We start from the raw sequence: 24,598 nt of genomic DNA on the forward strand, positions 1-24,598 counted from the left end.
CATGCGCCTGGACATCGTCGGCGAAGCGAGCGCCGCGCTGCTGTGCCGGCTGCTCGGCCTGGCCGCGCAGCACGACCTGGCGGCGCCCGAAATGGAAGTGCGCCTGACCGGGGACGGCATGGCCGTGCGGCTCGACCTGGGTGGCCTGGACGGGCCGCCCGGCAGGATCGTGGCGGAGAAGATGCTTCGCTGCATCGGCGTCGAGGCGGTGGCGCTCGACGGGGCGGCGCTCTAGCCGGGCGCGAAGGCACGCAGGAACACTTCGGCCATCTGCGCGGCTTCGTGGCCGCGCTCGGCTGCCGACAATTCCTGTCCCCAGATCATGCGCTGCTGCACGCCGAGGCAGAGCGAGGCGAGCACGCGCGCCGCGAACAGCGGGTCCGCGCGGCGGAGCGTTCCCGCATCCATCGCGCGCTCGAGAAAGCCGGCGAGCAGCTGCTGGGTGGGCATGGGGGCGCGGCGATAGAAGATGTCGCCGATCTCGGGAAAGCGGCTGACTTCCGAGGCGATCAGCCGGTGCAGCCGCAGCCCGTCGGGCGACGAGATCTTGGCGATGAAGCCCCGGCAGAATTGCAGCACGGCGGCGCGCACGTCCTCGCCGGGCTTGAGCACATCGGCGAGCTGGCCGCGATATTCCTTGGTCGCATCGTCGAGCACGGCGGCGAACAGCTCTTCCTTCGACGGGAAATAGCTCCACAGCGTCCCCTTGGAGCCGCCGAGCTCCGCCGAGATCGCCGACATCGAAGCGCCGGAATAGCCCTGGTCGAGGAACACGCGCTTGGCGATCGCCAGGATCGCCTCGCGCCGTTCCTCCTTGCGCGCCTCGCGCTTGCCGGACGGCCTATCCAGTATTTTTTCCATAACCGTACTATAGGGTACGATTACGGGTTGACAAGATGGCGGTCCGCGCCCATCTGCCGCGCCGTACCCGACAGTACGGTATTTAAATCATGATCCGATTCTCCCTTCGTCCGTTGCTGCTCGCCGCGACTGCCGGGGCCGCGCTGCTTTCTGGCTGCGCGCCGGTGCCGCAGCTCGGCGCCCGCCCCGAGGTGCGCGCGGCGGCCGCCTATGCCGCCGACCAGTCGCTGGCCGTGCGGGCGGATGCCGCGAACTGGCCCGCCAATGACTGGTGGAGCGCCTATGGCGACGCGCAGCTGAACGGGCTGATCGCGGAGGGGCTGGCCGGCTCGCCCGATCTCGCCGCCGCCGCCGCGCGCCTGCGCTCCGCCCAGGCCTATGCCCAGCAGGCCGGCGCCGCGCTGCTGCCGTCGGTGGGCGTCCAGGCCGGAGCGACCGAGGGCAAGCAGAGCTATAACAACGGCATCCCCGCCGCCTTCGTGCCCAAGGGCTGGAACGACAGCGGCCAGGTCGCGGCGAACCTGAGCTTCGATCTCGACCTGTGGGGCAAGAACCGCGCCTCGCTCGCCGCCGCCACTTCGGATGCCGAGGCGGCGCGGATCGAGCTGGAGCAGTCGCGGCTCGTGCTTTCGACCAACATCGCCAGCGCCTATGCCGATCTCGCCCGTCTCGCTTCGCAACGCGCGGTCCAGGCCAAGGCGCTCGCGCTGCGGACCCAGACGCAGAAGCTGGTGAGCGACCGGGTGACCAACGGGCTCGATACCCGCGCCGAGCTGAAACAGGCCGACGCCGCGGTGCCCGCCGCCCGCGCCGATCTGGCGGCCACCGATGAGGCGATCGGGCTGACCCGCAACCGCATCGCCGCCCTGCTTGGCAAGGGGCCGGACCGCGGGCTGGCCATTGCGCTGCCCGCCGGCCCGGCCGGCGCACACGGGCTTCCGGCGGGCGTCACCACCGACCTGATCGGCCGCCGCCCGGACATCGCCGCCGCCCGCGCCCGGGTCGAGGCCGCGGCGAGCCGCATCAAGGTGGCGCGCGCCGATTTCTATCCCTCCATCAACCTCAGCGCGCTGATCGGTTTCCAGGCCTTCGGGCTCGACAATCTGTTCAAGAGCGGATCGACCTATGGTTCGGTCGGCCCGGCGATCAGCCTGCCGATCTTCCGGGGCGGGCAGCTGGCCGGCCAGTACAAGGGCGCCCGCGCCGGCTATGACGAGGCGGTCGCGACCTATGATTCGACCGTGACCACCGCCTATCGCGAAGTCGCCGATGCGGTGACGAGCAAGAACGCCCTCGTCACCCGGCTTTCCGAGAGCCGCCAGGCGCTCGCCGATTCCGAGGCCGCCTATGCGATCGCCCGCCAGCGCTACGAGGGCGGCCTGTCGACCTTCCTCGACGTGCTGACCGCCGAGCAGGGCGTGCTGCAGAACCGCCAGATCGTCGCCGATCTCGAGGCGCGGGCGTTCACGCTCGACGTCCAGCTGGTCCGCGCGCTGGGCGGGGGCTTTTCCACCGACATCGCGGCCGCCGCCGCAACCAAGGACTCGACCCATGGCTGACGCCGAACCCCAGATCCATGTCGCGAACGCCGAAGCGGCGCCCGCCAAGCCCAACCTGCGCCGGCGGCTGCTCACCGGCATCGCCGGCGCGGTGCTGATCGCCGGCATCGGCTATGGCGGCTGGTACGTGCTGGTCGGCAGCCACTATATCAGCACCGACAATGCCTATGTGGGCGCCGACACCGCCAGCGTCACGCCGATGGTCGCCGCGCAGGTGGCCGGCGTCGCGGTGTCCGATACCCAGGCGGTGAAGAAGGGCGATGTGCTCGTCCGGCTCGACGACAGCGATGCGCGGATCGCGCTCGCCCAGGCCGAGGCGGATCTCGCCAAGGCCCGCCGCCAATACGGCCAGACCTCGGCCACCAGCGCGGCGCTCGCCGCGCAGGTCCAGGCCCGCGGCGCCGATATTTCCCGAGCCCGTGCCCAGCTCGTCGCCGCCGAGGCGGATTACGAGAAGGCGCGGGTGGACCTCGCCCGGCGCCAGCGCCTCGCCCCCAATGGTGCGGTGTCGGGCGAGGAGCTCACATCGGCGACCAACGCCTTCTCCTCGGCCAAGGCCAATCTGGAGCTGGCGCGGGCGGGCGTGGCCCAGGCCAATTCGACGCGCGGCGCCGCCAGCGGCGAGCTTGCCGCGAACAATGCGCTGATCAGCGGCACCACCGCCAATTCGGCACCGGAAGTGCTTTCCGCCCAGGCCAGGGTGGCGCAGGCGCAGCTCGATCTCGATCGCACCGTGATCCGCGCGCCGATCGACGGCGTGGTGACGCGCCGCAACGTCCAGGTCGGCCAGCGCGTCGCGCCGGGTGCGCAGCTGATGCTGGTCGTGCCGGTGGGCCAGCTCTATGTCGACGCCAATTTCAAGGAAGGCCAGCTGACCCGCGTGAAGGTCGGCCAGCCGGTGACGCTCAAGTCCGACCTTTATGGCGGCGGCGTCGAATATCACGGCAAGGTCGTCGGCCTGTCGGGCGGCACCGGTTCGTCCTTCGCGCTGATCCCGGCGCAGAACGCCACGGGCAACTGGATCAAGGTGGTCCAGCGCCTGCCGGTGCGCGTCGCGCTCGATCCCAGGGAGCTTGCCGAGCACCCGCTCCGGGTCGGCCTTTCCATGGACGCCGAGATCGACGTCTCGAAGAACTGAGGACGGCTGCGATGAACGGCAAGACCGAGACGGCGGCGCCCCTGACCGGGCTGCCGCTGATCCTCGCGGGCGTGGTGCTCGCGCTGACCAATTTCATGGTGGTGCTCGACACCACCATCGCCAACGTCTCGGTCCCGCACATCTCGGGCAGCCTCGGCATCTCGGGCAGCCAGGGGACGTGGATCATCACCTCCTATGCCGTGGCGGAGGCGGTGTGCGTGCCGCTGACCGGCTGGCTCGCCGGGCGCTTCGGCACGGTGCGCACCTTCACCTTCGGGATGATCGGCTTCGGCGTCTTCTCGGTCCTGTGCGGCCTGTCGACTTCGCTCGGCATGCTCGTCGCCTGCCGTATCGGCCAGGGGCTGTGCGGCGGCCCGCTGATGCCGCTGTCGCAGACGCTGCTGATGCGCATCTTCAAGCCCGAGCAGCGCGCCCAGGCGATGGGCGTCTGGTCGATGACCACCGTCGTCGCGCCGATCCTGGGCCCGATCCTGGGCGGCACGATCTCGGACAGCTGGTCGTGGCACTGGATCTTCTTCATCAACATCCCCGTCGCCGCCCTTTGCGCGTTCGGCGGCATGCGGCTGCTCTCCAGGGTCGAGACGCCGACGAGCAAGCTGCGCGTCGACCGGGTCGGGCTGATGCTGATGCTGCTGTGGATCGGCGCGCTGCAGATCATGCTCGATCTCGGCCGCGAGCATGACTGGTTCAACGACCGCACGATCGTGATGCTCGGCGTGACCGCGCTGATCGGCTTCCTGGTCTTCCTGGCCTGGGAGGGGACCGAGGACCAGCCGATCGTCGACCTGCGCGTGTTCCGGCATCGGGGCTTCACCGTGGCGGTGCTGTCGCTGGCCCTGGCCTTCGGGACCTTCTTCTCCTCGGCAGTGATCATCCCGCAATGGCTGCAGACCAGCATGGGCTACACCGCCACCTATGCCGGCTATGCCACTGCCTTTACCGGCGTGGCGGCGGTGATCATGTCGCCGATCGTCGCCAAGCTGACGAACAAGGTCGATCCGCGCGCGCTGGTGTGCTTCGGAATCCTCTGGCTCGGCTTCACTTCGCTGCTGCGGGTCCAATGGAACAGCCAGGCCGATTTCTGGAGTCTCGCCTTCCCGCAGATGCTGCAGGGCATCGGCATGCCGTTCTTCTTCATTCCGTTGACCACGCTGGCGCTGGGCTCGGTGCAGCCGCAGGAAACGGCATCGGCCGCAGGCGTGATGGCGTTCCTGCGGACGATGGCGGGCGCGATCGGCACGTCGGTATCGACCACCGCCTGGGACGACAGCGCCCGCGTGGCGCGCAGCGAGATCGCCTCGCGGCTGAACAGCGACGGCACCGTCGATGCGATGGCGGCGCAGGGCTTCTCGCTCGACCAGGCGCGGCTCGCGATCGCGCAGCTGGTCGACAAGGAAGCCTTTGCGCTGGCGACGAGCCACATCTTCCTGCTCTCCGCCTTCGTCTTCGCCGGCGCGGCGATGATCATCTGGCTGACCCCGCGCCCGAAGCGGGCAGTGGGGGCGGGCGCGGCGCATTAGGCCCGCCATCAGGCGCTTACACCGGCGCGCGGATGTGTTAGGGACACCGCGATGCGCCTGTTGCTGCCCGTCATTGCCTGTCTGATGCTGGTGATCACCAGCCTGACGACGGTCGCGCACGCGACCGAGGCGCCGGAGCGGCACCTCACCACGATCGAGATCGAGGGCTGGCACGCCCCCGGCGATGCCGATGAAGTGCCGGCCGATCCCGACAAGAACTATCCGCATCACCATTCGACCTGCCACGGCCATGACCTCGCCGCGCCGGTGAAGGCGCCCGCGGCGCCCCGTGCCCATGGCGGCACCCGGCTGGCCTGGCGCATGGCCAGCGCCGAGCTTGCCGCGCGCGTCGCCGACACGCCGCTAAGACCACCGATCGCCTGACACCGGCCTCCGCGCCCTTCGCGGCGCGTCTGTCCCTGTCAGGAGTTCAAGTTCATGCATCGAATCGCAGCGGCGCTTTGCGTCGCGACGCTCATTGCCGGTTGCGGCGCGCCTGCGCCCCAGCCGGAAAACAAGACTGCCGAGGCGCATGCCGAAGGCACCGCCACGCTCACCGCCGAACAGATCGCTTCGGCCAACATCACGCTGATCCGGCCCGGCCGGGGCGGCGCCGGGGCCGCGATCGAGGCGCCCGCCCTGCTCGAGAGCGATCCGGACGCCACCCGGGTGGTCGCGGCGCCGCTCGAAGGGCGCGTGATCGCGCTCGTCCGGAACCTGGGCGATGCCGTCCGCCGGGGCGATACGCTGGCGGTGATCGAGAGCCGCCAGGCCGCCGGCCTCCAGGCCGAAGTGGAGAAGGCGCGGACCCGGCTGGAACTCGCCCGCAAGACGCTGGCGCGCGACGAGGCGCTCTATGCGCGCGGCTTCCGCCCCCTGCGCGAAGTCGAGATATCGCGCGCCGCCGCCGAACAGGCGGAGACGGATGTCAGGCTGGCGCGCCAGCAGGTCGCGGCCTCGGGCGTGCGCGGCGGCAGCCTCAACCGGATCGTGATCACCGCGCCGATCGCCGGCCGCGTCGTCGCGCGCAGCGCCGTGCCCGGCCAGATGTTCACCGCCGATGCGGCGGAGACCGAATTGTTCCGGATCGCGGCGCTGGAGCGGCTCAGCGTCGCCCTGTCGATCGCGGCCGGCGATGCCGCCCGGGTGCGGCCCGGCAATCCGGTCGAAGTGACCGCGGCGGGGCGCACCGCCATGGCGCGCGTGCGTTTCGTCGCGCCGGCGCTGGATCCGCAGACGCGCCTCGTCCGGGTGATCGCCGATCTCGACAATCGCGGCGGCCAGTGGCGCGCGGGCGAGCCGGTGCAGGCGCGGATCGAAGTCGCGGGGGCGGGCGGCGCCCCGCTGATGGTGCCGGCGACGGCGGTGCAGACGGTGGAGAACCGCCCCGTGCTGTTCGTGCGGACGCCGCAGGGCTTCCGGACCCGGCCGGTGACGCTCGGCGCCCGCGACGGCGCGATGGTCGCGATCCTTGCCGGCCTTTCGGACGGCGAGCAGATCGCCGCCACCAACACCTTCACGCTCAAGGCCGAGCTCGGCAAGGGCGAAGCGAGCCATGAGGACTGAGCCATGATCGCCCGCATCGTCAACTGGGCGGTCGACAAGCGCTGGCTTGTCCTCCTGCTCACCGCCATCGCCGCCGTGATCGGCGCCGCCGCCCTGTATCGCCTTCCGATCGACGCGGTGCCGGACATCACCAACAACCAGGTCCAGATCAACGTCCGCGCGCCCGCGCTCTCGACCGAACTGGTCGAGAAGCAGGTCGCCTTTCCGATCGAGACCGCGCTCGCCGGCATTCCCGGCCTCGAATATACCCGCTCGCTCAGCCGCAACGGCTTCGCGCAGGTGACGGCGGTGTTCACCGACGCCACCGACATCTATTTCGCCCGCGCCCAGGTGAACGAACGGCTCGCGGGCGTGCGGGAAGGGCTGCCCGACGGCGCCGATCCCGAACTGGGGCCGATCGCCACCGGCCTTGGCGAAGTCTATATGTGGACGGTCCGGCTCGATCACCGGGCGGACGACAAGCATCAGCCCGGCGAGCCCGGGATGCAGCCCGACGGCAGCTACATCACCCCCGAGGGCGAGCGGCTGGTAACGGAGACCGACAAGGCGACCTATCTGCGCACTGCGCAGGACTGGATCGTCACGCCGCTGCTCAAGAACGTGCCGGGGCTCGCCGGCATCGATTCGATCGGCGGTTATGCGCGGCAGATCCTGGTCATTCCCGACGTGGCGAAGCTGGCGGCGCTCGGCCTGACGCTCACCGATCTGGCCACGGCGATCGAGCGCAACAACACCAGCAGCGGCGGCGGCTTCGTCGACCGCAACGGCGAGGGGCTCGCGGTGCGCGCCGACGCGCTGGTGCGGGGCCCGGCCGAGCTGTCGCGCATCGTCGTGGCCACGCGCGCCGGGGTGCCCATCACGCTCGATCAGGTCGCGACGGTGCGGACCGGGCAGGCGGTGCGCATGGGATCGGCGTCGGAAAACGGCACCGAAGTGGTGGTCGGCACCGCGATCATGCGGATCGGCGAGAACAGCCGTACGGTGGCGACCGCGGTGGCGGACCGGCTCAAGTCGATCAACGCCTCGCTGCCGCCCGACGTGGTGGTCCAGCCGGTGCTCGATCGCACGGCGCTGGTCAATTCGACGATCCGCACGGTGGCGCGCAACCTGAGCGAGGGCGCGCTCCTCGTCATCGTCGTGCTGTTCCTGCTGCTCGGCAATTTCCGCGCGGCGCTGATCGCGGCCGCGGTGATCCCGGTCACGATGCTGCTCACCGGCTTCGGCATGCTGCGGCTGGGCGTGTCGGCCAATCTGATGAGCCTCGGCGCGCTCGATTTCGGGCTGATCGTCGACGGGGCGGTGATCATCGTCGAGAACGCCCTGCGCCGCCTCGCGGAGCGCCAGCACGAAGCCGGGCGGCCGCTCGATCGGGCCGAACGGCTGGAGACGGTCTCCGCCGCCGCGCGCGAGATGATCCGGCCTTCCGTCTATGGCCAGGCGATCATCATGCTGGTCTATGTGCCGCTGCTCACGTTGAGCGGTGTCGAGGGCAAGACCTTCGTGCCGATGGCGGTGACGGTGATCCTCGCGCTCGCCTGCGCCTTCGTCCTGTCGCTCACCTTCGTGCCCGCGGCGATCGCGATCTGGCTGTCGAGGCGCGTCGAGGAGAAGGAAGGGCGCATCATCGGCTGGCTGCGCCGGCGCTACGAACCGGGCCTCGACCGCGCGATGCGCCGGCCCACCGTCACGATCGGCGCGGCGGTGGCGAGCCTGGGCGCGGCGGCGCTCGCCTTTCTGGCGCTGGGCCAGGTGTTCCTCCCGCAGCTCGACGAGGGAGACCTGCTGATCCAGGCGCTGCGCATCCCCGCCACTTCCGTCCAGCAGAGCCAGGCGATGCAGGTGCCGCTCGAACGGCTGATGGCGAAGCAGCCCGAAGTGAAGTTCGTCTTCTCCAAGACCGGCACGGCCGAGCTCGCCTCGGATCCGATGCCCCCCAACGCCACCGACATGTTCGTGATCCTGAAGCCGCGCGCCGAATGGCCCGATCCGGGGCTGCGCAAGGAAGCGCTGGTCGAGCGGATCGAGGGGCAGCTCGCGAAGCTGCCGGGCAATGCGTACGAGATCACCCAACCGATCCAGATGCGCTTCAACGAGCTGATCGCGGGCGTGCGCGGCGACATCGCGGTGAAAGTGTTCGGGGACGACTTCGCCGCGATGAACGCCACTGCCGAACGCATCGCCGGCATCCTGCGCCGCACCCCCGGCGCGGCGGACGTGAAGGTCGAGCAGACCAGCGGCCTGCCGATGCTCGACATCCGCGTGAACCGCGACGCGATGGCTCGGCTTGGCGTGACCGCGCAGGATGTGCAGGATCTGGTCGCCGCCACGCTGGGCGGGCGCGAAGCCGGCATGATCTTCGAGGGGGATCGCCGTTTCCCGGTGGTGCTGCGGCTCTCCGAGACGCAGCGCGCCGATTTCGAGGCGCTGGCCCGGCTGCAACTGCCCGTCGCGGGCGGTGCCTTCGTGCCGCTCGCCAGCGTCGCGGAGATCCGCGTTGTCGACGGTCCCAACCAGATCAGCCGGGAGAATGGCAAGCGGCGCGTCGTCGTCCAGGCGAACGTGCGCGGGCGCGATGTCGGCAGCGTGGTTGCCGATGCGCGCGCCGCGATCGAGCGCGAGGTGCGGCTGCCCGCCGGCAGCTATCTCCTATGGGGCGGCCAGTTCGAGAATCTCGCCTCGGCGCGCGATCGGCTGGCATTGGTGATCCCCGCCTGCTTCGCGCTGATCCTGTTGCTGCTCTACGGCGCGCTCGGTTCGGCGCGCGATGCGGCCATCGTCTTCACCGGCGTGCCGCTCGCGCTGGTGGGCGGCGTGCTCGCGCTGTTTCTGCGGGGCATGGACTTCTCGATTTCGGCCGCAGTCGGCTTCATCGCCTTGTCCGGCATCGCGGTGCTCAACGGGCTGGTGATGGTCTCCTCGATCCAGGACCTGGTCCGCGCGGGCGTGGCGCGGGCGGAGGCCGCCAGAGCGGGGGCGATGCAGCGCCTGCGGCCGGTGGTGATGACGGCGCTGGTCGCCAGCCTCGGCTTCGTGCCGATGGCGCTCGGCCATGGCGCGGGGGCGGAAGTGCAGAAGCCGCTGGCGACGGTCGTGATCGGCGGCCTGATCTCGGCGACCTTGCTTACCTTGTTCGTGTTGCCGGCGCTCTATGCCCGGTTCGGGCAGGTGCCGCGCGAAACGCCATAAGGCGGGCGACGCACCCTGTCGTCTTCGTCGATGATATAATGCACTGGATGCAGGCCTATGCGCATTGGGGGAAGAATGAGAGGTATCGAACTTTACGCGCCGCGAGATGCGGGGCACCGTCGAACCTGGACTTGGGCTACGATCGTCTTGATGCTGGCGTTCCTGATCGCCGGCGAGCTCGTGGCCACGGGAATAGCGAGTCTGTTGGGCCTGGATCTGGGCGATCAGCAGGAGCCGTGGTGGGAACTCGGATACTCTCTCTTCTTCGGTTTCGGGCTGGTTGCCTTGCTTCTCCTCGCATGGGTCAGGTTCTTCGAGCGACGACCGCTGGCGACCATCGGGTTCAACGGCGACGGCGCGAAGCGCTTTGTGCGAGGCTATCTCGGCGGCCTCGCCCTGCTCGCCATAGTTATCGGCGGGATCGGGATCATCGGAGGCTATCGCATCGAGGCTGGCGGCGCGCTCCAGGCCGCTGACCCTGCGGTCGCGCTGGGGGCGATCGGCATCCTCCTGGCGGGCTTCATCGTCCAGGGCTCGACCGAGGAGCTGATCACGCGCGGCTGGATGATGCAGCTGGTCGCTTCGCGTCACGGGCTATGGGCCGGCATCGTCTTCAACTGCGTGATCTTTGCCGTCCTTCACGGGGCTAACATCGCGCCCTCTGCCGAACTGGCGCTGGGCCTCGTCAATGTCGCGCTCGTCGGCCTTTTCCTGAGCCTCTACGCCGCCCGGGCAGGGTCGCTATGGGGCGTATGCGGTTGGCACGCCGCCTGGAACTGGCTTCTCGGATTGGGCTTTGGCCTCGAGGTGTCCGGAAACCGGATCCAGACGCCGCCGCTCATCGTCGATCTTGCGCCGAACCAAGCCGTGCCTTGGTGGATTACCGGCGGGGCGTTCGGCCCAGAGGCGAGCATTCTGTCGACGGTCGTGCTGGCCGTGGGGGCCGTCTGGTTGCTGATGAGGCGCCAGGCTGCGGGATATGGCGGCCCTCCCGGCCAGGCGTGACGCCTTGCCGGAGTCACTTTCGATGCAGGTGAACCGCCACTTCGAGCGAAGCTCAGCGGGTCACCCATCGAATGGCAACCGCCCCGGGGCGCGACCGTGGCAGCTCCTTGCTTCGTGCGATGTCGGCCCAGATGCCGAACGTCCACATTGCAAACGATGGATATGGGCTCGTTGGCTGGCCAAGCGCAGATATCAGCGAGCGCGATCAAAGAAAAATGGTGCCCGGGGACGGAGTCGAACCGCCGACACTGCGATTTTCAGTCGCATGCTCTACCAACTGAGCTACCCGGGCATGCCCGGCGAGTGCCGGGGAGCGCGCCTCTTAGTCGTGCGAATCGGTGCTGTCCACCCCCGAATGCGCATGGGGATCCACGCGCTCGCCGGGAATGCGATAGCCCTCGCCCAGCCATTGCAGCAGGTCGCGGTCCTTGCAGCCGCGGCTGCAGAAAGGCTTGTTCTCGATATCCGTCGGCTGGCCGCAGACGGGGCAGGTATCGCTCTTCGCCATTTCACTCCTTCGCGCCGGTTCCGTCGCCGGCGGACGTGAACCTGGTCACGCCGCCGATCCGCCGCGCCAGCTCCGTTGTCCAGCCGGGTTGCTGGGCGAGGCGGCGTGCGACGTTCCTGGTCACCATATGGGTAGTCGGGGGCGGCGGGGGAAGCCGTTCGATCCGCCTGAGCTCGGCCCGCGTCTCGGCGCCGAGCGGATCGGCGCGCAGCAGTTCGGGTAGCGAAGGCCGAGTGCGGCGGCGGACGATCTGGAGGAAGCCGAAGCCGTTCACCGCGGTCCGCTCGAAGGGCTGGGGCAGGGCGGCGTCGATCGCCTCGGCCACCGCCTGGCGCGCGCCCTTTCCGGCAAGCGTGGGGAAGTCGATGCCGATCGAGCCGGCGATGCCGTGTCGCTCGATCGCCCGCGCCACCGCATGCGCGGCGGCAACCGCCAGCGGCTCGATCGGGCCGGAGCCGTCGACGTCGAACAATGCCATTGCCGGGGTGGGCGAAAGCCGCAGCGCCCCGCCCGGAAAGGCGATCTCGCCGGTGATCGCTTCCTCGATCACTTCGGACCAGCCGGCCGCTTCCAGCGCGTCCGGCTCGTGCGGGCGGAGCATGCGGAGGGGGAGGCCGGTGGCGGCGATGCGATCGAGCAGGGTGGGGCCGTCGGTGGGTTCCTCGTCGCTCGGCACCGCCTTGGGCAGCTTGGCGCGGCCCGGCTCGGGAATCGCTTCGCGAACGATCCGCACCCGCAGCTTCGCCCCCTGGGTGATCGCCTTGGGGACATGGTCGCACAGCGCCTCGCCGCCGCCGTCGAGCGCGATCAGCTTGGCCGCCTTGTCGACCAGCCTTGCGTCGAGCACCGCGCCGACGCGCGGTCGGGTGCCCTCCAGCTCGATCCGCGCCTTCCAGATGCTGCCGCGCGCGACGAGCGCGGCGCGGTTCTCGCCGATTCCGGCCTCGTACAGCCACTCAGCCAAGGCTGTACCCGGCGCTCTCCAGCAGCGCGCGCGTTTCGAAGACGGGCAGGCCGACCACGCCAGAATGGCTGCCGGCGAGGTAGCGGACAAAGGCCTCGGCCTTGCCCTGGATGGCATAGCCGCCTGCCTTGCCCATGCCTTCGCCGCAGGCGACGTACCAGTCGATCTCGGCCTGGTTCAGCCGCTTGAAGGCGACGACCGTGTCCGAGATGCGGGTGCGTGCCTTGCCGTCGGCGCCGATCAGGCAGACGGCGGACAGGCAATGGTGGCGCCGGCCCGAGAGCAGGGCGAGCATGCGGCGCAGATCCGCCTCGTCCTCGGGCTTGGCGAGGATGCGACGGCCGACCGCGATGGTGGTGTCGCCCGCGAGCACGATCTCGTCCGCGGCGCGGGGCACGGCATGCGCCTTGTCGATGGCGACGCGCAGCACATAGGCGCGCGGCGTCTCGCCGGCGCGGACATTCTCGTCGACATCGGGCGCGGCGATGCGCGCGGGCTCGGCGCCGATCCGCTTGAGCAGATCGAGCCGGCGCGGCGACGTGGAAGCGAGGACGAGCCGCAAGGGCACCGCCCGCTTACTTGAAGCGATAGGTGATACGGCCCTTGGTCAGGTCGTAGGGCGTGAGCTCGACGAGCACTTCGTCGCCCACCAGCACGCGGATGCGATTCTTGCGCATCTTGCCGGCGGTATGGCCCAGGATCTCGTGATCATTTTCGAGCCGGACGCGGAACATTGCGTTGGGCAGAAGCTCAACGACCTGACCCCGCATTTCAAGCAGTTCTTCTTTGGCCAAAAATTACCTCATGGGTGCGCGCGCTAAAAGTGGCGGAGCCTTTACAGTGCGCAGGGAGAAAAGGGAAGGCGGTGAAGCCGACAAAGCCGGCCACCTTGGTCCGATATGGGGATTGCGCCGCCCCTTGCCATCCTGCGCGGCAATTCCGGCCGATTTGATCGACGGATGCGCGTGCTTCGTCGCCGCCCGATTTGCCGTGCCGGGGCAACCTGTATCTCCCGCCGCCGATCATTCGGGAGTCGGGAAAATGCGTCCTTCGTTTCTGCTGGGCTCGGCGCTGTGCGTGCTGGCCGTCTTCACCGCCGTCGATGCGCGCGCGCAATGCGCCGCACGGCTGGAGCGGGCCAATCACAATGCGCGCGACATGCCGGAGAACACACCCTACCAGGTGCATGACGAACTGTCCGACCAGTCGCTGCTCGCCGAGGAGGTCAAGGACAGCAACCCCGCCGAATGCCTGAAGGCGGTGGCGCGGATGGAAGCGCTGATGCGGCGCCACGGCAAGGGGATCGTCGAGACATCGGGTGCGCCCGCCGCAACGGGAGTGGCGGCGCGGCCGGAGACGCTCGACGCGCTGTTCCCGCCGACGCCGCTCTCGCGGCGCCTGGCGCAGATGCGCATCTCGACCGGCGGGCAGACCCGGGCCGATGCGCTGGCGCTCAACGAATATGCCAATGCCAGCCGGGCGCTGGGCTTCGCGATCTATAGCGGCACCATCGAGAGCAATGCCGCCGCCGCGGCCGAGGCCGTGTCGGTCACGGACAGGTCCGTCGCCGCGGCCGAGGCGACGCAGGAAACCATGATCATGATCAACCAGGAAGGCGATGTGCTGCACGCGCAGCTCGAGGACGCCTTTCGCGAACTGGAGGCGGCACAGCGCGCGCAGGATCGATTCGCGCAGAAATATGGGGAATTCGCGACTTCGCTCGGGAAGGAGCAGGGGACGAATCCGCTGAAGCGGCTGGAGGCGGCGAAGCGCAACCTCAAGAATGCGACGGATCGCCTGAACAAATGGATCGAGCGCAATCTGGAGGAAGGCTTCGCGCCGGGGTATCTCGGCGCGATGCGGGTGCTGGAGGCGCGCTACAAGCCCAAATTCGAGCAGATCGAGCGACAATGCGAAAAGATGCGGCAGGACGCGTTCCAGAAGTTCGCCCAGGCCGCGCTGACGGGGAGGAAGACGACCGCGATCGAGGACGCGGGGAAGGCCTGCTCGCAAATGGAAAGGCCGCTCAAGGCGCAGTCGCAGCGCGAGGAAGACGAGATCCACAAGAAGTACAAGCTGCCGGAGAAGGCGGACGACGACTTGCTGGCGCCGCTGACGGTGGAGCCCAAGGGCCCGGGCAAGGAAGCGACGCCGGCAAAGGCGCCCGAGGCGCCGGACGACGACCTGCTGGCGCCGCTGACGGTGGAGCCCAAGGGAGCGGGCAAGGAAGCGACGCCGGCAAAGGCGCCCGAGGCGCCGGCCGACGACCTGCTGGCGCCGCTGACGGTGGAGCCCAAGGGGGCGGGCAAGGAAGCGGCGCCGGCAAAGGCGCCCGAGGCGCCGGCCGACGACCTGCTGGCGCCGCTGACGGTGAAGCCCAAGGGGGCCGGCAAGGGGCCGGGTTCGGGCAAGCCGAAATAGAAGCCGTTCCCCGCCGCCGGCCGGTCTGCGCGAGGGCCGGAGAGCGATGACCGGGGCGGCCCGTCGCCACGCCGCCCCGCTCGCTCAGGCCGGATTGTGCTTGTCGAGGAACTTCTTCATTTCCTGCAGGAACTGGGTCCGATCCTGTTCGCGCAGCAGGTTATGGGTGTTCAGCGGCTGCTCGAGATAGAGGAAGTCGACGCCCTCCTTCTTGCCTGCGCCCTTGAGCTTGCTGACCAGCCCGCGCGACTGGGCGACGGGGACACGCTGATCCTTGGCGCCATGGACGATCAGGATCGGCGTCGAGAACATCTCGGGATGATAGGCAGGGGAGATCGCCCCGAGGTCGCCCGCCGCGCCCAGGCCCATCTTGGCGCCATAGCCGCCGAGATAGTTCTTGTCGTAATTGACCATCGCCGGGAGGTCGTGGACGCCCGCGCCGCTCACCGCGCAACGATATTTGTCGCCGTCGCGCTGCGCCGCGCGGCTGGCGGCATAGCCGCCATAGGACCAGCCGACCATGCAGACTCGCTTGGGATCGATGGTCCCGTCCTTGGCAAGCCAGGGGATCACGTCGTTGAGATCGTCCTGCATGCGCAGGCCCCAATTGCCGTTCACGGCCTTGCCGAATTCCTTGCCGTAGCCGGTCGAGCCGCGATAATTGGGCTGGACGACGACATAGCCATATTCCGCCAGCGTCTGGGCCCATTGGTAGCTGTCCCAATCGGCGTCGTCGCGCGCCCAGGGGCCGCCATGCGGCATCACGATGAGCGGCAGGTTCTTCTCTCCCGTCCGGTGGCGCGGCAGCGTGAGGATGGCCTCGATCGATTTGCCGTCGGAGGCGGTGTAGCGGAAGGTCTGCACCGGATTGAGCTTCGCGTTCTTGAGCGTCTCGTTGCTCCACGAGATCAGCGAGATGTCGCCGGTCACGGTGTTGAGCAGATAATAGGCGGGAACCTGGCCGAGCGCGCCGAAGGAGAAGAGGATCTTCTCGCGCTTCTGGTCTGCCGACAGCAGATTGACGTTGCCGGCGCCGAACTCCTGATCGAGCAGCTTGGCGATTTCCTTGAGCCTGGGCTCGTAGAAGACCCGGTGGGTGCGCTGGTCGCTATAGGTCACGCTCTGCAGCGCAGTGCCGTCCGGCGTGATCGTCGCATCCGAAATATCGTAGCCCGCGACACCGAACACCTTCTGGCCGAGCGCCATCTTGTCGAGGTCGTATTCGTAGAGCGCGCGGAAGCCGTCGCGATTGCTCAGGGCATAGGCCTTGTTCGAGCCCGACAGGATGTAATCGGGCAGTTCGGTGTCGTCATACTGGTCCGGCGTCTCGTGCAGGATGGTACGGAACGTCTCCGATGCGCCGGTTCGGTAGAGCACGCGCAACTTGCCGTTCTCGCGGTCGCGCGCCCAGCCCATCCGGACGACGCCGCTTCTGTCGGCGGTCCAGGAACTCACCACCGGATTGGAGCGCTGCACGTTGCGGACGGCCCCGGTCTCGACATCGATGTCGATCACTTCGGGATGGGCCCACATTTCGCTGCTGTTGCGGTTGGTGAAGCGCTGGAGCAGCAGGTGCGGCTTGGGCGTGTCCGGCGGCGACATCCACAGCACATCGCCCGCCCATCCCGCGGCACCGTCCCAGCCGAGCGGCGTCGCCTTGCGCGACTTGATATTGTAGGCGGCGATGCGCGTGACGTCGATCCACTGACCGAACTCGAAATCGAGGCCGCGGATCCAGATCAGCAGGTTCTGGTTGTCGATCCATTGCCAGCGATAGATTTCGCGGTCGCCGAAATTGCCCTTCGAGAAATCGGAGTCGCCCGCGACGATGAACGGCTTCGCGTCCGGCTGGCCGATCGGCAGGATCGCGAGCGCCTGCCGCCCGTCGGCGCGAGCCTTGGCTGCGATCAGGTCGCCATTGGGCGAAAGTGCCGGACGGTCGATCGACGGGAATTGGCCGAACACTTCGATCGGGACGGTCTTCCTGGCCCATTCGGTGCTGGGCTGGGCGCGTGCCGGCGCGGACATGGCGACGATGGCAATCAGGGCGCCGAACGGCGCAAAGCGATGCAACAAGATGATCCTCCCCCGCAGAGGAGGGCGAAATGCCCCCTGCGCCGAAATTCATCGGCGTCGATGGGTTTGTCCAGCGGAGTTTGGCACCGGCGTGGCGCGATCCGGACAGGGAAGGCCCCGCCCGGATCGCTCCGGGCGGGGCCAGTCCTCGATCCCGTCGAAGGCGGAAGATCAGCCCGCGGCGTGCCCCGCCAGCGCGGCGAGCAGCAGCAGCGCCACGATGTTGGTGATCTTGATCATCGGGTTCACCGCCGGTCCCGCGGTGTCCTTGTACGGATCGCCGACGGTATCGCCGGTCACGGCCGCCTTATGGGCTTCCGATCCCTTGCCGCCGTAGTTGCCGTCCTCGATATATTTCTTGGCATTGTCCCACGCGCCGCCGCCCGAAGTCATCGAGATGGCGACGAACAGGCCGGAGACGATCACGCCGAGCAGCATCGCGCCCACGGCCGCGAAGCCCTGGGACTGGCCGGCGACCGCGGTGATGATGAAATAGATCGCGATCGGGCTGAGCACCGGCAGCAGCGACGGAACGATCATCTCCTTGATCGCCGCCTTGGTGACGATGTCCACCGTGCGGGCATAGTTGGGGCGGCTGGTGCCGGCCATGATGCCCTTGTCGGCGGCGAATTGCTGGCGGACATCCTCGACCACCGAGCCCGCCGCGCGGCCGACTGCGGTCATGCCGAAGGCTCCGAACAGATAGGGCAGCAGCGCGCCGAGCAGCAGGCCGACGATCACGTACGGATTGTTCAGGGAGAAATCCACGGGCACGTCCGGGAAGAACTCCTTGAGGTCGGTCGTATAGGCGCCGAACAGCACCAGCGCGGCGAGCGCGGCCGAGCCGATGGCATAGCCCTTGGTCACGGCCTTGGTGGTGTTGCCCACCGCGTCGAGCGCGTCGGTCTTGTGGCGGACTTCATCCTCCAGGCCGGCCATCTCGGCGATGCCGCCGGCATTGTCGGTCACCGGGCCATAGGCGTCGAGCGCGACGACCATGCCGGCCAGCGCGAGCAGCGACGTCGCGGCAAAGGCGACGCCGATGATGCCGGCGATCTGATAGGCCGCGATCACCGCGACGACGATGACGAGCGTCGGCAGCGCAGTCGATTCCAGGCTGATCGCCAGGCCCTGGATCACATTGGTGCCATGGCCCGTCACCGAAGCCTTGGCGATCGACTTGACCGGGCGATAGTTGGTGCCGGTGTAATATTCGGTGATCCACACCAGCAGGCCGGTGACCGCCAGGCCGATCATCATGCAGATGAACAGGCTCCAGCCGGTGAACTGCGCGCCCGAGGCCAGGCCCCGCACCGCTTCGGCAGTGACCTGGTCGCTCGGTTCGAGGAAGGAGCTGGGATCGATCGAGAGGCCGCCGATCGGCGCATTCATGTCGCCGAGCGCATATTGGGTGACGAACCAGATCGCCGGGACCGAGAGGATCGCGGTGGTCCAGAAGCCCTTGTAGAGCGCGCCCATGATCGACTGGCTCTTGCCCAGGCGGACCATATAGGTGCCGATGATCGAAGTGATGATGCACACGCCGCCGACGATCAGCGGCAGCGACATCAGCTTGAGCAGCAGCTCGTCGGAAAGATTCTTCACCAGCAGCGCGATCGAGACCATGGTGAGGCCGAGCGTCACGACATAGGTTTCGAACAGGTCGGCGGCCATGCCGGCGCAGTCGCCGACATTGTCGCCGACATTGTCCGCGATAACGGCGGGGTTGCGGGGATCGTCCTCGGGAATGCCGGCCTCGACCTTGCCGACCAGGTCGGCGCCCACATCGGCGGCCTTGGTGAAGATGCCGCCGCCCAGGCGCGCGAAGATCGAGATCAGCGAAGCGCCGAAGGCGAGGGCGGTCAGCGCCTCGATCACCTTGCGGCTGTTGGGCGCGAGCCCGAACGGGCCGATCAGGTACCAGAACAGCACGGCGATCGCGAGCAGGCCCAGGCCCGCCACCAGCATGCCGGTGATCGCGCCCGAGCGGAAGGCGAGCGTGAGGCCGCCCTGCAGCGAGGTGCGCGCCGCTTCCGCGGTGCGGACATTGGCGCGCACCGAGATGTTCATGCCCACGAAGCCCGCCACGCCCGAAAGCACGGCACCGACGAGGAAGCCGATCGTCGACAGCGTCCCCAGCGTGAAGAACAGGACGATGGCGACGATCACGCCCACTACGGCGATCGTCATATATTGCCGGCCGAGATAGGCCTTGGCGCCTTCCTGGATGGCAGCGGCGATGCTCTGCATCTTCTCGTTGCCCGCCGGCGCCTTCAGCACCTGCTGGCTGGTCAACAAGCCATAGAGCACTGCGAGCACGCCGCAGGCTATGGCGATGTACACAATCGTCATGCGTTCAAGCCCTTCCCCTATTGGATATCGAGCCGCGCCGGTCTGTGTGCCGGTTTAGAGGGCCCGGTATGGGGAGGCTATCGAGCGGTGGCCCGCAGCGCAAGCGGATCAGCGATGCTGGTAGCCCAGGGGGAAATCGGGCGCCGCGCCGTCGAGCAGCAGCGGAACGGCCCGTTCGTCCGTCAGCGTGCCGATCCGCGTGGCCGCCACGGGCGGCGCGAAATCGGCGGGGGCGGCGAAGAGCAGCTCGTAATCGTCGCCCCAGGTCGCGGCGCGCAGCGGATCGGCGCCGGGAGCGACGGGCAGGGCGGCGCGGGCGATCTCGGCGGTGCAGCCGCTCGCTTCGGCCAGGCGGGAGGCGTCGAGGAGAAGCCCGTCCGACACGTCCATCATCGCATGGACGTGCGGCGCGAGCGCGCGGCCCTCGGCGAGGCGCGGGCGCGGGCGGAGATAGGCGGCGCCGTCGCCCGCCTCGAAGCCCAGCATCGCCGCGCCGATCGTGCCGGTCACCCATAGCGCGTCGCCTGCCCGTCCGCCGTCGCGGCGCGGCACGGCGGCGCCGGCGCGGCCGATGGCGGTGCAGCCGAAGGTGGCGGGGCTGACCGAGATGGTGTCGCCGCCGAGCAGCGGCACGGCATATTCGGTAAGGATCGCGCGCAGCCCCTCGACGAAGCGCTCCGCCCCTTCCACCAGCACGGCGCCGATCAGCACGCCCAGCGGCGTGGCGCCCTTGGCGGCCAGGTCCGACAGGTTCACCGCGACCAGTTTCCAGGCGATGTCGAACGGATCGGTGCCGGGGCGGTAATGCACGCCCTCGGCGATCGCATCATGGGTGAGGATCAGCGTCTCGCCGCCGATCGCGAGCGTCGCCGTATCGTCGTGCAGGCCCTCGGCGCCCGGATGGAGCGGAAGGGTGCGCAGCGCTGCGATGAACTCGGCTTCGTTCACTTCCTAATCCTCCCCCCGCTTCGCATGGGCAGGATCGCATGGGCTCAACCCCGGACTTCCTTTGCCACGGCGTCGAGGATGCCGTTGACGAAGCCCTTCTCGCGGCGATCGTAAAAGGCGTCGGTGACGTCGAGATACTCGCTGATCGCCGCGCCGACGGGCACGTCCTTGCGCGCCATCAGCTCATAGGTGCCGGCGCGCAGGATCTGGCGCATCGGCTTGTCGAGCCTGTCGAGGCTCCAGTCGGCGGTCAGCTTGGCGGCGATCAGCCGGTCGATCTCGTCGCGGCGCTCGCTCACGCCGACCACGATGTCGTCGAAAAAGGCGATGTCCGCCTCGGCATATTCCACGTCCTCGATCACCGCGCCCAGGCGGTGGTGGTGGAATTCATGGAGCAGCGCCGGGATCGAGGTCGCTTCCATCTCGTGCTGATAGAGCGCCTGCACGGCGGCGAGGCGCGCGGCGGCGCGCGCCTTGGAACGGGACTTTGCTTGATGGCTAGGCATGCTGCGCCCCATAGGTCCGTTCGGCCGAGATGGCAAAGCGTCTTGCGCGGCGAGCGTCCATTCCCCTCTCGGCAAGGGAAGGAGAAGCGCCTAGTCCCGCGGCCAAATCTTCAGCGGCGCCCGCGCGGCATAGTCGCGGCTCTCGGCATTCCCCGCCTGCACTTCGATCACATGCTCCGGTCCGAAAGGCACTTCGGTGCCGAGCCAGAACGCGTCATTCTCATCGATGTCGGGCTCGTTATCGAGCAGCCCGAAATAGCTGCCGTCCGCCGCCTCGCGCACCACCACCCACATCCGGTCGGTGATCGGCTCGTCGTCCTCCTCCACGGCGATCAGGAAGATCAGCTTGGCGAAGTCGCCGGGTTTCAGGCTGGCCCGGGCCCTTTCGTCCGGGATCTCGAAGGTTTCGGCATCGAGCGCATGATAGTCGGCGGCGCTGGCCAGGCACCAGCCGTCCTCGTCGAGGTCCGGCACGCGCATCACGCCTCCCGCAGCCGGATCGCGACGGACTCGGCATGTGCCGGCAGTCCCTCGGCATGGGCGAGCGCCACTGCCGCCGGGCCGATCGCGGCCAGCCCGTCCCGGTCGAGCGACAGGAAGCTGGTCCGCTTCATGAAATCGAGCACCGACAGGCCCGAGGCGAAGCGCGCCCGGCGGCCGGTGGGGAGGACATGGTTTGGACCCGCGACATAATCCCCCACCGCCTCGGGCGTGTAGCGACCGATGAAGACGGAGCCGGCATGGCGGACCATGTCGAACAGCCCTTCGGCATTGTCGCAGGCGAGCTCGAGATGCTCGGGGGCCAGGCGATCGACCAGCGGCATCGCGGAAACGAGATCGGGCACCAGGATGATCGCGCCGTTCGCTTCCCAACTCGCCCGCGCGGTCTTCTCGGTGGCGAGTGCGGCCAGCGCGCGCTCCACCGCTTCGGCCACCTTGTCGGCGAATGCGGCATCGTCGGTGAACAGGATCGACTGGCTGGTGGGATCGTGTTCGGCCTGGCTGAGCAGGTCGGCGGCGATCCAGCCGGCATCGTTCCTGCCGTCCGCCACTACCACGATCTCGCTCGGGCCCGCGACCATGTCGATGCCGACCACGCCGTAGAGCTGGCGCTTGGCCTCGGCGACCCAGGCATTGCCGGGGCCGGTGATCACGTCGACCGGCGCGATGCTGTCGGTGCCATAGGCGAGCGCGGCGATCGCCTGCGCTCCGCCGACGCGCCAGATCTCGTCGACGCCGGCCAGATGCGCGGCGGCGAGGACGAGCGGGTTCACTTCGCCGTCCGGCGTCGGCGTCACCATCACCAGCCGGCCGACGCCGGCGGCGCGTGCCGGCAGCGCGTTCATCAGCACCGAGCTGGGATAGGCGGCCCGACCGCCCGGCACATAGACGCCCGCCGCGTCCACCGCCCGCCAGCGCGCGCCCAGCCGGATGCCCGCCGCGTCGATCTCGTCGCGATCCTGGGGCTTCTGCTTGGCGTGATAGGCGGCGATCCGCTCGGCGGCGAGCTCGAGCGCGTCGCGCAATTCGGGGGAAAGCCCCTCCCAGGCAGCAAGGCAATCGGCACGGTCGAGCTTCCAGCCCTGCGTGTCGAGGTCGAACCGGTCGAAGCGCCGGGTATAGTCGCGCAGCGCCGCATCGCCCTCGGTTCGGACGCGGGCGACGATCGCGGTCACGTCGCGCGCGACATCCTCGTCGGCCTCGCGCCGGGCGTCGACCAGATCGGTGAACGCCCGGGCGAAACCCGCATCGCCGGCATCCAGCCGGATCATGCGGCCACCGCCCGGCGGAACCCGTCGACCAGCGGCACCACTTCGGTCGCGCGCGTCTTGAAGGCCGCGCGGTTGACGATCAGCCGGCTGCTCACTTCGGCGATCACTTCCACTTCGACCAGCCCGTTCTCCTTGAGCGTGCGGCCCGAGGAGACGAGGTCGACGATGCGCGGCGCCAGGCCCAGCACGGGCGCCAGTTCCATGGCGCCGTTGAGCTTGATGCACTCCGCCTGCACGCCGCGCGCCTCGAAATGGGCGCGGGTGATGTGCGGATATTTGGTGGCGACGCGGACATGGCTCCAGCCGCGCGGATCGTCCCGCTCCGCCAGGTCGGCGGGCTCGGCGACCGAGATGCGGCAATGGCCGATTCCCAGGTCCACCGGGGCATAGAGCTCCGAATAGTCGAACTCGGCGAGCACGTCCGAGCCGACGATGCCGAGTTGCGCGGCGCCATGCGCGACGAAGGTGGCGACGTCGAACGCCCGCACGCGGATCAGGTCGATCGCCGGCGTGTTGGTCCGGAAGCGGAGCGCGCGCGAGCCCGCGTCGGCGAAGTCCGGCTCGGGCACGATGCCGACGCGGGCGAGCAGCGGCAGCGCCTCGTCGAGGATGCGCCCCTTGGGGACGGCGAGGATCAGCGGTTCGGTCATCGAAGGCGGGGCTTTACTAGGGGCACCCGACAGGCGCAACAGACGCGCCGCGGAGGTAATTCTTATGGCCAGTGAAGAGAATAACCGCGGCGCGTTCCGGATCCAGGAATTCTATTGCCGCAAGATGGACGCGCCCATCTATGCGGACATCTGCGCCGCGCTTGCCGACGGGCTGACGCGTGGCAGCGAAACCGGCCGCCGCGCGCTCCACTGGCCGGGCGAGCCGACTCGCGACGCGCTGCCGCTGCGGCTGGTCGGCGGGCTGCACGCGCTGGTGCTGGCGGGCAGCGACGCGGAACTGGCCGAGGCGTTCGCGGGCAGGCTGGCGGGCGAAGCATTGCAGGCGGCGCTCGACCGCGTGCTGGCGCGCAACGATGCCGCCCTGCTCCCCTGGCTCGATGGCCCGCCCCAGACCAACGAGCCGGGCCGCTCGGGCGCGCTGATCGTCGGGCTGATCGAAGTCGCGCGGCGCCATGACCCGAAGCTGGAGATATTGGAGATCGGATCGAGCGGCGGGCTCAACCTGCTGATCGATCGCTATCGCTTCGACCTGGGCGGCGCGCTGCTCGGGCCGGCCGATTCGCCCGTCACGATCGCGCCCGCATGGCTGGGCGACCCGCCCGCGCTGCCGCCGCTGGAGATCGTCTCGACCCGGGGTTGCGACGTCGCGCCGCTCGACGTCACCGATCCGGCGGTGGAGGCGCGGCTCTCCGCCTATGTCTGGGCCGAGACGCCGATGCGGCTCGATCGGCTGCGCAAGGCGATCGCGATGGTGCGTGCGAGCGGCGTGGACCTCGCGCGTGCCGATGCCGCCGACTGGGTCGAGGCGCGCCTGGCCGAGCCGCAGGCGGAAGGCGTCACGCGCGTGCTGATGCATTCGGTGGTATGGCAATATGTTCCCGATGCGAGCACCGCGCGCATTCGCGCCGCGATGGAGGCGGCCGGCGCCGCGGCCACGCCCGAACGGCCGCTCGCCTGGGTGGCGATGGAGCCCGATCGCGCGCTCGGCGAGCAGGTGGTGAGCGTGCGGACCTGGCCCGATGGCGGACCGCGCATGGTGGTCGCCACCGCGCACGCCCATGCCGCCTGGGTTCGCCCGGGTGCGGAACGCAGCAGCGAGCAGGGCATTCTCCTCGATGCCGCGGCCGAGGTGCGGTTGTGATGAAGTCGACCAATTATCGCGACACGCTGATCACCGCTTCCCCCGATACTCCGGTGCACAAGGGCATCGTGCCCGGAAAGCCGGGAACGGTGGCGGCGGTGCAGCATGCGCTGCTCGCCCGGCCCTATGCGATGACCAGCGACGACCTGATCTTCGCGGCATATCGCGAGCGTGGCGGGGACAAGAGCCGCGAGGATTTCTTCGCCAGGCCCCAGGCCTGCCTGCGCGCCTCGCCGCTGGTGAAGCAGTTCGGCTGGGGCGTGCATCACGACGGCGAGGGCCGGATCGCGCTGCTCGGCATGGAGAGCGCCGAGTATCGCCGGCTGCTCGAGGATCCTTCGGTCGCCAAGGCGCCCGGGATGCGCCGGGCGCGCTAGGGTCGA

General features: G+C 69.0%; 23 protein-coding genes and 1 tRNA gene. 11 read left to right on the forward strand and 13 right to left on the reverse strand.

The window, feature by feature from the left end; genetic code table 11:
- Position 1 precedes the first annotated feature (1 nt).
- Positions 2-235 carry a hypothetical protein gene (locus FHR20_RS19990; protein WP_167301369.1) on the forward strand — a complete coding sequence of 78 codons (234 nt, stop codon included), beginning with the start codon at positions 2-4 and terminating at the stop codon, positions 233-235.
- Here the strand turns inward: FHR20_RS19990 and FHR20_RS19995 are convergent.
- Positions 232-861, reverse strand: coding sequence for a TetR/AcrR family transcriptional regulator (locus FHR20_RS19995; protein WP_208413777.1), 630 nt, complete (start codon positions 859-861; stop codon positions 232-234). The two genes, FHR20_RS19990 and FHR20_RS19995, sit on opposite strands and share 4 nt — an antisense overlap.
- An 89-nt stretch (positions 862-950) precedes the next feature.
- On the opposite strand from FHR20_RS19995, the gene FHR20_RS20000 reads away from it, so the two are divergent.
- The 7 genes from FHR20_RS20000 to FHR20_RS20030 all read left to right on the forward strand — a co-directional run bounded on the left by FHR20_RS20000 (position 951) and on the right by FHR20_RS20030 (position 10,856).
- Positions 951-2,420 (forward strand): efflux transporter outer membrane subunit, encoded by a 1,470-nt coding sequence (locus tag FHR20_RS20000; RefSeq protein WP_167301370.1) that lies wholly within the window; start codon positions 951-953, stop codon positions 2,418-2,420.
- Positions 2,413-3,558 carry an HlyD family secretion protein gene (locus tag FHR20_RS20005; RefSeq protein WP_167301371.1) on the forward strand — a complete coding sequence of 382 codons (1,146 nt, stop codon included), beginning with the start codon at positions 2,413-2,415 and terminating at the stop codon, positions 3,556-3,558. Before FHR20_RS20000 ends, FHR20_RS20005 begins: the two co-directional genes overlap by 8 nt.
- An 11-nt stretch (positions 3,559-3,569) precedes the next feature.
- Complete coding sequence (locus tag FHR20_RS20010) at positions 3,570-5,099, forward strand: DHA2 family efflux MFS transporter permease subunit (RefSeq protein WP_167301372.1); 1,530 nt, start codon at positions 3,570-3,572, stop codon at positions 5,097-5,099.
- 51 nt (positions 5,100-5,150) lie between these two features.
- Positions 5,151-5,483, forward strand: coding sequence for a hypothetical protein (locus FHR20_RS20015; RefSeq protein WP_167301373.1), 333 nt, complete (start codon positions 5,151-5,153; stop codon positions 5,481-5,483).
- Positions 5,484-5,537: 54 nt separating this feature from the next.
- Positions 5,538-6,665, forward strand: coding sequence for an efflux RND transporter periplasmic adaptor subunit (locus tag FHR20_RS20020; RefSeq protein WP_167301374.1), 1,128 nt, complete (start codon positions 5,538-5,540; stop codon positions 6,663-6,665).
- Between the two features lie 3 nt (positions 6,666-6,668).
- Positions 6,669-9,851 (forward strand): efflux RND transporter permease subunit, encoded by a 3,183-nt coding sequence (locus tag FHR20_RS20025; protein ID WP_167301375.1) that lies wholly within the window; start codon positions 6,669-6,671, stop codon positions 9,849-9,851.
- A 150-nt stretch (positions 9,852-10,001) separates the two neighbouring features.
- Positions 10,002-10,856 (forward strand): CPBP family intramembrane glutamic endopeptidase, encoded by an 855-nt coding sequence (locus FHR20_RS20030; RefSeq protein WP_208413778.1) that lies wholly within the window; start codon positions 10,002-10,004, stop codon positions 10,854-10,856.
- Positions 10,857-11,072: 216 nt separating this feature from the next.
- On the opposite strand, the gene FHR20_RS20035 is transcribed toward FHR20_RS20030, so the two are convergent.
- The 5 genes from FHR20_RS20035 to infA form a co-directional block, all read right to left on the reverse strand.
- Positions 11,073-11,148: transfer RNA gene (locus FHR20_RS20035), tRNA-Phe, on the reverse strand.
- Between the two features lie 30 nt (positions 11,149-11,178).
- Positions 11,179-11,364, reverse strand: a complete 186-nt coding sequence (locus FHR20_RS20040) for a DNA gyrase inhibitor YacG (protein WP_167301377.1) — start codon at positions 11,362-11,364, stop codon at positions 11,179-11,181.
- A gap of 1 nt (position 11,365) precedes the next feature.
- Complete coding sequence (locus FHR20_RS20045) at positions 11,366-12,328, reverse strand: ribonuclease (protein WP_167301378.1); 963 nt, start codon at positions 12,326-12,328, stop codon at positions 11,366-11,368.
- Positions 12,321-12,890: a Maf family protein gene (locus FHR20_RS20050; protein ID WP_167301441.1), complete on the reverse strand. Its 570-nt coding sequence runs from the start codon at positions 12,888-12,890 to the stop codon at positions 12,321-12,323. The genes FHR20_RS20045 and FHR20_RS20050 overlap by 8 nt, the downstream gene beginning before the upstream one ends.
- 13 nt (positions 12,891-12,903) lie before the next feature.
- Complete coding sequence (gene infA, locus FHR20_RS20055) at positions 12,904-13,122, reverse strand: translation initiation factor IF-1 (protein ID WP_003049127.1); 219 nt, start codon at positions 13,120-13,122, stop codon at positions 12,904-12,906.
- Positions 13,123-13,369: 247 nt separating this feature from the next.
- Between infA and FHR20_RS20060 the strand changes: the two genes are divergently transcribed.
- Positions 13,370-14,749 (forward strand): hypothetical protein, encoded by a 1,380-nt coding sequence (locus FHR20_RS20060; RefSeq protein WP_167301379.1) that lies wholly within the window; start codon positions 13,370-13,372, stop codon positions 14,747-14,749.
- A gap of 84 nt (positions 14,750-14,833) precedes the next feature.
- On the opposite strand, the gene FHR20_RS20065 is transcribed toward FHR20_RS20060, so the two are convergent.
- The 7 genes from FHR20_RS20065 to hisG form a co-directional block, all read right to left on the reverse strand.
- On the reverse strand, positions 14,834-16,825 hold the full coding sequence (locus tag FHR20_RS20065; RefSeq protein WP_167301380.1) for a S9 family peptidase: 1,992 nt from the start codon (positions 16,823-16,825) through the stop codon (positions 14,834-14,836).
- A 171-nt stretch (positions 16,826-16,996) separates the two neighbouring features.
- Complete coding sequence (locus tag FHR20_RS20070) at positions 16,997-19,177, reverse strand: sodium-translocating pyrophosphatase (protein ID WP_167301381.1); 2,181 nt, start codon at positions 19,175-19,177, stop codon at positions 16,997-16,999.
- Between the two features lie 108 nt (positions 19,178-19,285).
- Positions 19,286-20,125: a thiamine-phosphate kinase gene (gene thiL / locus FHR20_RS20075; protein ID WP_167301382.1), complete on the reverse strand. Its 840-nt coding sequence runs from the start codon at positions 20,123-20,125 to the stop codon at positions 19,286-19,288.
- Positions 20,126-20,169: 44 nt separating this feature from the next.
- A complete protein-coding gene (nusB, locus tag FHR20_RS20080) occupies positions 20,170-20,631 on the reverse strand; it encodes a transcription antitermination factor NusB (protein WP_167301383.1) in 462 nt (153 codons plus the stop codon).
- 90 nt (positions 20,632-20,721) lie between these two features.
- Positions 20,722-21,111, reverse strand: a complete 390-nt coding sequence (locus tag FHR20_RS20085; RefSeq protein ID WP_167301384.1) for a hypothetical protein — start codon at positions 21,109-21,111, stop codon at positions 20,722-20,724.
- Entirely contained in the window at positions 21,111-22,403 is a 1,293-nt protein-coding gene (hisD, locus tag FHR20_RS20090; RefSeq protein WP_167301385.1) for a histidinol dehydrogenase, read from the reverse strand. Before hisD ends, FHR20_RS20085 begins: the two co-directional genes overlap by 1 nt.
- Positions 22,400-23,053 (reverse strand): ATP phosphoribosyltransferase, encoded by a 654-nt coding sequence (gene hisG / locus FHR20_RS20095; RefSeq protein WP_167301386.1) that lies wholly within the window; start codon positions 23,051-23,053, stop codon positions 22,400-22,402. The genes hisD and hisG overlap by 4 nt, the downstream gene beginning before the upstream one ends.
- 64 nt (positions 23,054-23,117) lie before the next feature.
- On the opposite strand from hisG, the gene FHR20_RS20100 reads away from it, so the two are divergent.
- The gene (locus tag FHR20_RS20100; protein WP_167301387.1) at positions 23,118-24,215 is read left to right on the forward strand and encodes a DUF2332 domain-containing protein; all 1,098 of its coding nucleotides are present in this window, start codon (positions 23,118-23,120) and stop codon (positions 24,213-24,215) included.
- Positions 24,215-24,592 carry a DUF6157 family protein gene (locus tag FHR20_RS20105; RefSeq protein ID WP_167301388.1) on the forward strand — a complete coding sequence of 126 codons (378 nt, stop codon included), beginning with the start codon at positions 24,215-24,217 and terminating at the stop codon, positions 24,590-24,592. Before FHR20_RS20100 ends, FHR20_RS20105 begins: the two co-directional genes overlap by 1 nt.
- The last annotated feature ends 6 nt before the right edge of the window (positions 24,593-24,598 follow it).

It is taken from the genome of Sphingomonas leidyi, assembly GCF_011761945.1.
Classification (GTDB): Bacteria; Pseudomonadota; Alphaproteobacteria; order Sphingomonadales; family Sphingomonadaceae; genus Sphingomonas; species Sphingomonas leidyi.

Coding starts and splice junctions, on each gene's coding strand:
- FHR20_RS19990 (WP_167301369.1), top strand. CDS start 2: ATGCGCCTGGACATCGTCGGCGAAGCGAGCGCCGCGCTGCTGTGCCGG.
- FHR20_RS19995 (WP_208413777.1), bottom strand. CDS start 861: ATGGAAAAAATACTGGATAGGCCGTCCGGCAAGCGCGAGGCGCGCAAG.
- FHR20_RS20000 (WP_167301370.1), top strand. CDS start 951: ATGATCCGATTCTCCCTTCGTCCGTTGCTGCTCGCCGCGACTGCCGGG.
- FHR20_RS20005 (WP_167301371.1), top strand. CDS start 2,413: ATGGCTGACGCCGAACCCCAGATCCATGTCGCGAACGCCGAAGCGGCG.
- FHR20_RS20010 (WP_167301372.1), top strand. CDS start 3,570: ATGAACGGCAAGACCGAGACGGCGGCGCCCCTGACCGGGCTGCCGCTG.
- FHR20_RS20015 (WP_167301373.1), top strand. CDS start 5,151: ATGCGCCTGTTGCTGCCCGTCATTGCCTGTCTGATGCTGGTGATCACC.
- FHR20_RS20020 (WP_167301374.1), top strand. CDS start 5,538: ATGCATCGAATCGCAGCGGCGCTTTGCGTCGCGACGCTCATTGCCGGT.
- FHR20_RS20025 (WP_167301375.1), top strand. CDS start 6,669: ATGATCGCCCGCATCGTCAACTGGGCGGTCGACAAGCGCTGGCTTGTC.
- FHR20_RS20030 (WP_208413778.1), top strand. CDS start 10,002: ATGCTGGCGTTCCTGATCGCCGGCGAGCTCGTGGCCACGGGAATAGCG.
- FHR20_RS20040 (WP_167301377.1), bottom strand. CDS start 11,364: ATGGCGAAGAGCGATACCTGCCCCGTCTGCGGCCAGCCGACGGATATC.
- FHR20_RS20060 (WP_167301379.1), top strand. CDS start 13,370: ATGCGTCCTTCGTTTCTGCTGGGCTCGGCGCTGTGCGTGCTGGCCGTC.
- FHR20_RS20070 (WP_167301381.1), bottom strand. CDS start 19,177: ATGACGATTGTGTACATCGCCATAGCCTGCGGCGTGCTCGCAGTGCTC.
- nusB (WP_167301383.1), bottom strand. CDS start 20,631: ATGCCTAGCCATCAAGCAAAGTCCCGTTCCAAGGCGCGCGCCGCCGCG.
- FHR20_RS20085 (WP_167301384.1), bottom strand. CDS start 21,111: ATGCGCGTGCCGGACCTCGACGAGGACGGCTGGTGCCTGGCCAGCGCC.
- hisD (WP_167301385.1), bottom strand. CDS start 22,403: ATGATCCGGCTGGATGCCGGCGATGCGGGTTTCGCCCGGGCGTTCACC.
- hisG (WP_167301386.1), bottom strand. CDS start 23,053: ATGACCGAACCGCTGATCCTCGCCGTCCCCAAGGGGCGCATCCTCGAC.
- FHR20_RS20100 (WP_167301387.1), top strand. CDS start 23,118: ATGGCCAGTGAAGAGAATAACCGCGGCGCGTTCCGGATCCAGGAATTC.
- FHR20_RS20105 (WP_167301388.1), top strand. CDS start 24,215: ATGAAGTCGACCAATTATCGCGACACGCTGATCACCGCTTCCCCCGAT.